The sequence below is a fragment of the Candidatus Binataceae bacterium genome, from assembly GCA_035508495.1.
Lineage (GTDB): Bacteria > Desulfobacterota > Binatia > Binatales > Binataceae > JASHPB01.
On sequence record DATJMX010000043.1, the window covers coordinates 20,503 to 27,142 of the forward strand.

Below are 6,640 nucleotides of genomic sequence, written 5' to 3' on the forward strand. Positions count from 1 at the left end.
GAATCCTGCGATTGCGACGTTTGCGATGATTGATTTCATAGTCGTTACTCCACCAAACGACGCCGCATTGCAGCGGCGGCTTTGAGCTTTGCAGGGTAAGTATCGCAAGCGACGTGCCGAAGAATACGGGCGATTCGGCCAGCCGATTATGCCTCAATCGGCTGGCAAACTTACCGACGCCAACGTGAATCCGGAAAATGTTGCCCAACCTCGTTCGAATTGAGGTTGTGAAAATTCTACGCGATGGAAAGCTGGCTACGGGTGACCAATCGGTACAGTTCTGGACTAATCAATGTTTCCCTGGGCATATCGCGTGGCACTGAAGATGCGATTCCCTCGGCGTCTCATGGCATCTCCACAAGTCACTCCTGCGGCCCAGGAATCAGCCAAAATCGCGCGGCCACCGCGCAGCCTTGCTAGTCGAATCGCGCTCTGGTTTCTGGTCTTTTTCGTATCGATCGCGGGGACCCTGTTCGTCGTATCATTTTTCCTCGATGGATATATCCGCCCGCGTATCGCGGCGAGGATGAATAGCAGCCTGAAGGGCTACCATCTGACGCTCGGCCATGCGCATATCCAACTTCTCAATCTTAGGCTCACCCTGAGCAACATGGTGATCACCCAGGATGCGTACCCGACCCCACCGGTGGCCGATTTTCCGCGGATCGTATTCCGAATCCATTGGCGCGAATTACTAACGAGGCACGTCGTCGCCAACGTCGGGATATGGAATCCGAATATCCACGTCCTGCATGCGCAAGCCGCGGCCGAGGTCCATAACAAGACTCCTCTGAAACAACAAGGGTGGCAGGACGCGCTGCAGAATGCCTATCCATTCAAGATCAACCGCCTGGTTATTCATGACGGCGACGTGACGTACCGGGATAGTCCCAAGGACAAGCCACTCCATCTGGCCCACATCAATTTCGTTACTGACAATATCCGCAATATCGAGGCCCCCAACGATACGTATCCATCCACCTTTTCGGGCAAGATGCAGGTCTTCGATCGGGGCGAACTGAACCTCGATGGCAAATTGAACTATTTGATGAAGCCGTTTCCCGGAATGCGCGCGCAATACGATGTCAGCGACGTTCCATTGCGCGCGCTCAAACCGGCTACCGAACGAATCAACCTGGTGCTGAACGGTGGCGAGTTCTCGAGCCGCGGCTCGGTCGAATACTCGCCCTTCGTTACTAACGTCGATACGAAGCTTGCCGCGATCGACCGCGCCAACATCACCTATGTACACAAGCGTGCGACCGAACGGGCGGAAGAGAATCGCGTGACCACCGCGGGCAATGCAGTCGAAAAAGAGAATAATCGACGCGCGGTGAATATCAAGCTGGACGAAGTGGCTATTCGCCAGAGCCATCTCGTCTTCGATAATGAAGCGGCATCGCCGGCATACTCGCTCTATCTCGATAATACCAATCTGACTATTACCAACCTGAACAATCACGCGAACCAGGGTCTGTCCCACGTGAATCTCACGGGCAGCTTCATGGGTAACGGAGCGACGCGAATCGATGGCACTTTAGTCGCCGCGGGAGGCGGTCCCGAATTCAATACTAACCTGCAGGTTCTGAACGCCGACCTGACTAGCCTCAATCCTGTCCTGCAGGCGACGAACAGGGTTGATGTAGCCAGCGGTCATCTTACCGTCTATGCACAACTCGGCGTCAAGAACGATCAAATGACCGGCTACGTTAAACCAATGTTCTCCGACGTCAAGGTCTACGACTACCAGAAAGACAAAGGCAGACCTGTTTTGCAGCAGGCCAAGGAAATGGCAATCGGCGCCGCGGCCCACATTCTAAAGAACCATTCGACTGAGAAAGTCGCGACGCGAGTAGACCTGACTGGCACGCTCAAAAATCCCAACACGGACGACTGGCAGGCATTCGTCGAAGTACTGAAAAACGCCTTCATCCAGGCAATCCTGCCCGGCTTCGACCGGGAAGTTAGCGCTAGCGGAGGCAAAGCTCCCGCCGCGAGTCCCAACCGCTAATATTGGCGCAACCCCTCAGAGGACTTTCCTTTCAAAATCGCCTCGAAGGAGATTTGAAAGGAAGGCCTCAAAACAACCGACTCGGATCGTAAAGTACCGCGAAGGCTGATGTCGAAAAAGGAACGGCCTCGCGCGCATCGCGTGCGAGGCCGTTCGATGTGGTGTCGTCGTTGCCGGCTATGCAGTCGGCGCGGACTGCGGGCCGCGGATGAGGCGGCCGGGCATCGCGCCCGTGGCTTTACCATTCTCCCAGGTCACTTCGCCCGTTTGCACCGTGTACTTGTAGCCGTCGACTTCCTGCACGAGGCGCTTTCCGCCTGCGGGCAGATCGAAAATCATCTTCGGCGGATGCAGCGTCAGGTTGTCGAAGTCGATCACATTCACGTCAGCCTTCATGCCGGGCGTGAGCGCGCCGCGATCGCGCAGGCCGTAGAACTTCGCCGTGTCGGTGGTCTGCCGCTTCACCGCGAACTCGACCGGCAGCCGCTCGCCGCGACTCCGATCGCGCGCCCAGTGCGTGAGCATGTAGGTCGGCATGCTCGCATCGCAGATCGCTCCGCAATGCGCGCCGCCGTCGCTGAGGCCGAGCGCAGTCACCGGATCGAGCAACATCTCGCGCAGCGCGTCGAAGTTGTATTCCGAGTAGTTCGCGAACGGCATGTAGAGCAGCTCGCGGCCGTCGCGCTCGAGCATCATGTCGTAGCACAGGTCGGCGGCCGACTTGCCCATCCGCTCCGCGCGTGCACCGATACTGTCTTCGCGAGCCGGCTCGTAGTTCGGCGGATCGCCGAGTGCGAAGTACTTGAACCAGTTGGTCATGAAGTAGATCGCCATGCGATCGCCGGAACCCGGCGCTTCGCTCAGGATACGCGCCTTGATCGCCGGGTCGCGCAGCTTCGCGACGCGCTCGTCGATCGGCAGATGCGACAGCTCCTTATACGTCGGGTGCGTGATGAACGGATGCAGCGAGCTCTGCAATCCCATCAGGATTCCGGTCGGGCGGCCGGGAATCTGCGGCACCAGATACGCGCCGCCCGCGTTGAACTTGCGCACGCGATCGAGCACGTTGCGGTAGCCCTGCGGATTCTGATCGACCTGCGCCATCGCGAACGTGATTGGAAGTCCAGTCTCGGTCGAGAACTTGACCATCCATTCCATCGTCGCATCGGGGCCGACCATGTCCGATGCCATCTCGAATACGCCGTGACCGGCCTCGCCCATCGCGCGCCCGATGCCGAGCAGCTCGGCCTCGCTCGCGAAGGTTCCCGGCACGAGCTCTTTGTTCTTCGCGCGATGCAGCATCGTGCGCGAGGTCGTGAAGCCGAGCGCACCGGCGCGCAGCGAATCGCGCACGATCGCCGCCATCTTCGCGATATCGTCGGTCGTCGCTTCTTCGTTGCGCGCGCCGCGCTCGCCCATCACGTATGCGCGCACCGAGCCGTGCGGCACCTGCGCGCCGACATCGAGCACGCGCTTCATCTTCTCGAGCGCGTTGAGGTATTCGGGGAACGACTCCCACTGCCACTTGATGCCTTCGGCGAGTGCGGCGCCGGGGATGTCCTCGACGCCTTCCATCAGGCCGATGAGGAACTCTTCCTTGCCGCGCTCGACGGGAGCGAAGCCCACACCGCAGTTGCCCATCACGATCGTCGTCACGCCGTGCCATGACGAGGGACTTAGATAAGGATCCCACGTCACCTGTCCGTCGTAGTGGGTGTGGATATCGACCCATCCGGGAGTGACAAGCAGTCCACTCGCGTCGATCTCGCGGCGGCCTGCGCCAGCTTTGCCGCCCGCGCTCGTGATACGTCCGTTATCGATTGCGACGTCGCCATTCTTGGCGGCGGCGCCGGTTCCGTCGACGATACGTCCGTTTCGAATTACCAGGTCATGCATGGTCGCGCTCCTCTCTTGAGCTTCGCGCCGTGACAGTTTCGCTTCAGGCGGCTTGCGCCTTCAGCCCGTTGAGCTTCTTGATTTCCGGCATCACCTCGGCCGCGAACAGACGGAGGCTGCGCTCGGCGTCTTCGATCGGCATCCCGGCGTAGCTGAAAACGCCCGTGTAATGATCGGCGCCGACCTTCTGCCGAATCTCATCGATCTTGTTGATGCAGTCCTCGGGCGTGCCCCACACCTGCAGGCTCAGGAAATAATCGATGGACGCATCCTTTGATCCCGGCGCGGCAAGGTTCTTCGCCATCTGCTCGTAATATTCGTAGCCCTTCGCCTTGCCGAAATGATCCGCCGCCATCTCGTAGTGGCGCAGCGCGGTCTGCCAGTAGCCGCCGATATACTTCACCGCCATCTCGTGCGCGCGGTCGCGGCTCTTGTCGACGAAAGTCCATCCCGCCGCGATCGTCGGTAGCGGCTCGCCGCCGTTCACCTGGCGATAGATGGTGCGATATTCGTTGAGTTCCTGCGCGACGGCCTCCCACGGCTTCTGCGGAATGATCAGAATGCCGATGCCGAGCTTCGCCATGATGCGCGAGGACTCGGGCGACACCGCGGCGGCATAGGTGCGGCCCTTGAACGACTTGAACGGCTTGGGCCGGATGTCGCGGCGCGGCTGCTGGAAGTGCTTGCCGTTGTGCTCGATGTAGCCCTTCTCGAGACCGTCGATGATCATCTCGGCGGCTTCGATGAAACGCTCGCGCGATTCGCCGAGCGGCACCCGGAATCCTTCGAACTCGATCCGCGCGAGACCGCGGCCGAAGCCGATTATCATGCGGCCGTTCGACTGATGATCGATAACCGAGATTTGCTCAGCCACGCGGATCGGATCGTGCCACGGCAGCACTACCACCATCGAGCCAAGCTGAATATTCTTGGTGCGGCCCGCGTAATACGACAGGAACTGCAGCACGTCGGGGCACATCGTGTAGTCGTCGAAATGATGCTCGACGCTCCAGATCGAATCGAAGCCCAGTGGCTCGTAGAGGTCGCCGATCCTGAGGTCGTCTTTGTAGACGTCGTAATCCGAACGAGCGTTTAGAGGGTTCTGGAAAATAACTGCGCCGCCTACCTTCATGCGATGGACCTCCGTCCGAGAGGGATTCCCTTAATGGCGAGAGCCGCGGGATTTAATTGAACGATCGGTCAATTTCGTAACATGGCCCGGCGGTTTTTGTAAAGGCGAGGCATAAGCCGTTCTGATAAAATACCCGCAATGATCGAGGCGGTTCTGTGGGACAACGACGGCGTGTTAGTCGATACCGAGCGGCTCTACTTTCGCGCCACGCGCGAGACGCTGGCCTTGGCCGGCGCTGAGCTCACGCGCGAGCATTTCATCGAATACATCATGCGGCGCGGGCAGAGCGTGTGGGAGGGATTGCTGCCGCATCTCGATGCGGCCGAGATCGTGCGATGGCGCCGCATCCGCGACGATGCGTACTCGGAGCTGCTGCGCGCCGAAGCATGCGTGATTCCGGGCGCGCTCGAAACGGTCCGCGCGATGCACGGGAAGCATCGCATGGCGATCGTGACCAGCTCACATCGCGAGCACTTCGAGCTGGCGCATCGCACCAGCGGCTTGCCCGCGTTGTTCGAGGCAATCCTGACGCGCGAGGACTACAAGGAATCGAAACCGCATCCCGAGCCGTACCTGACAGCGCTCGCACGGCTGGGCGTACGTGCGGATCGAAGCATCGCAATCGAAGATTCAGAGCGCGGCCTCATCGCGGCACGCGCCGCAGGCCTGCGATGCATCGTCATCCCGCACGAGCTCACCGAAGGCGGCAACTTTATCGAGGCCGCAGCAAAGCTCGCCAGCATCGCCGAAGTCCCCGCCACCCTCGCGCATCTAGAAACGCTCGCGCACCAACTTCTTGAGGGGCACGCGACAATCAAAGGTCAAAGCTCTGGAGCTCCGAAAAAGTAGTGGGGTGGGCGTCCCCGCCCGCCATTAAATTGCGCTTTTTTTGCGCCTCCTTTTTCAGCATCGCAGGGCGCGCGGCGCGTCATCTCAATCGCGGGCGGGGACGCCTACGCCACTACTTTTAGGAGGCCCTTGCGATACTCTTCGAGCTGCGATGACCACGCTTGAAGCCCTGGAGTTTGATTCGCGCGTATGCGTGCGCGGCGGCGAGACGCCTGCCTCTGACGGACGATGTGTCGTGTATCGGATGCGCCGGGCGCAGCGCGCGCTCGATAATCCCGCGCTCGAGGCCGCGATCGCTGCGGGCAACCTGCTCGAACTTCCAGTCGTCGTTTTCTTCGGACTCCTCGCGCGCCATCCGATAGCGAATCTGCGGCACTACCATTTCATGCTGCAAGGATTGGCCGATACTGCACGGCGTCTCGATCGGCGCGGAATCGGATTCGTGCTGCGCCTTTGCGAGGGGATGAGCTCGAACTCCGAATTCGCGCGCTTCTGCGCCGAGGCGAAGCCCGCGCTGATCATCGCCGACGAAGATCCCGCGCGCCGTGACGATGCCTGGATGCGCGAGGCCGCGCTCTTTCGACGCGCGCCGCTGTGGAGCGTCGATGCCAACGTGATCGTTCCGTCGGCGCTGCTTGGCCGCGAACATTTCGCGGCGCGCACCATCCGTCCGCGAATCCGCGAACGCCTCGACGAGTTTCTCAAGCCGCTTCGCAATCACGCTGTGCGCGTGCGATGGAATCCAAAACGCA

General features: G+C 60.3%; 5 protein-coding genes. 3 read left to right on the plus strand and 2 right to left on the minus strand.

Going from position 1 to position 6,640, the window contains the following annotated elements:
- Positions 1–346: 346 nt before the first annotated feature.
- Positions 347–2,011 (plus strand): DUF748 domain-containing protein, encoded by a 1,665-nt coding sequence (locus VMA09_14625; protein ID HUA34840.1) that lies wholly within the window; start codon positions 347–349, stop codon positions 2,009–2,011.
- A 177-nt stretch (positions 2,012–2,188) separates the two neighbouring features.
- On the opposite strand, the gene VMA09_14630 is transcribed toward VMA09_14625, so the two are convergent.
- Together VMA09_14630 and VMA09_14635 are read right to left on the minus strand one after the other, a co-directional pair.
- Positions 2,189–3,907 (minus strand): amidohydrolase family protein, encoded by a 1,719-nt coding sequence (locus tag VMA09_14630; GenBank protein HUA34841.1) that lies wholly within the window; start codon positions 3,905–3,907, stop codon positions 2,189–2,191.
- Between the two features lie 43 nt (positions 3,908–3,950).
- The gene (locus tag VMA09_14635) at positions 3,951–5,039 is read right to left on the minus strand and encodes an LLM class flavin-dependent oxidoreductase (protein ID HUA34842.1); all 1,089 of its coding nucleotides are present in this window, start codon (positions 5,037–5,039) and stop codon (positions 3,951–3,953) included.
- 138 nt (positions 5,040–5,177) lie between these two features.
- Here VMA09_14635 and VMA09_14640 point away from each other — a divergent pair, with 138 nt between their 5' ends.
- Together VMA09_14640 and VMA09_14645 are read left to right on the plus strand one after the other, a co-directional pair.
- Positions 5,178–5,888, plus strand: a complete 711-nt coding sequence (locus VMA09_14640; protein HUA34843.1) for an HAD family phosphatase — start codon at positions 5,178–5,180, stop codon at positions 5,886–5,888.
- Positions 5,889–6,039: 151 nt separating this feature from the next.
- Positions 6,040–6,640, plus strand: a 601-nt coding sequence (locus VMA09_14645; protein ID HUA34844.1) for a deoxyribodipyrimidine photo-lyase, incomplete at its 3' end; no start/stop codon positions are given.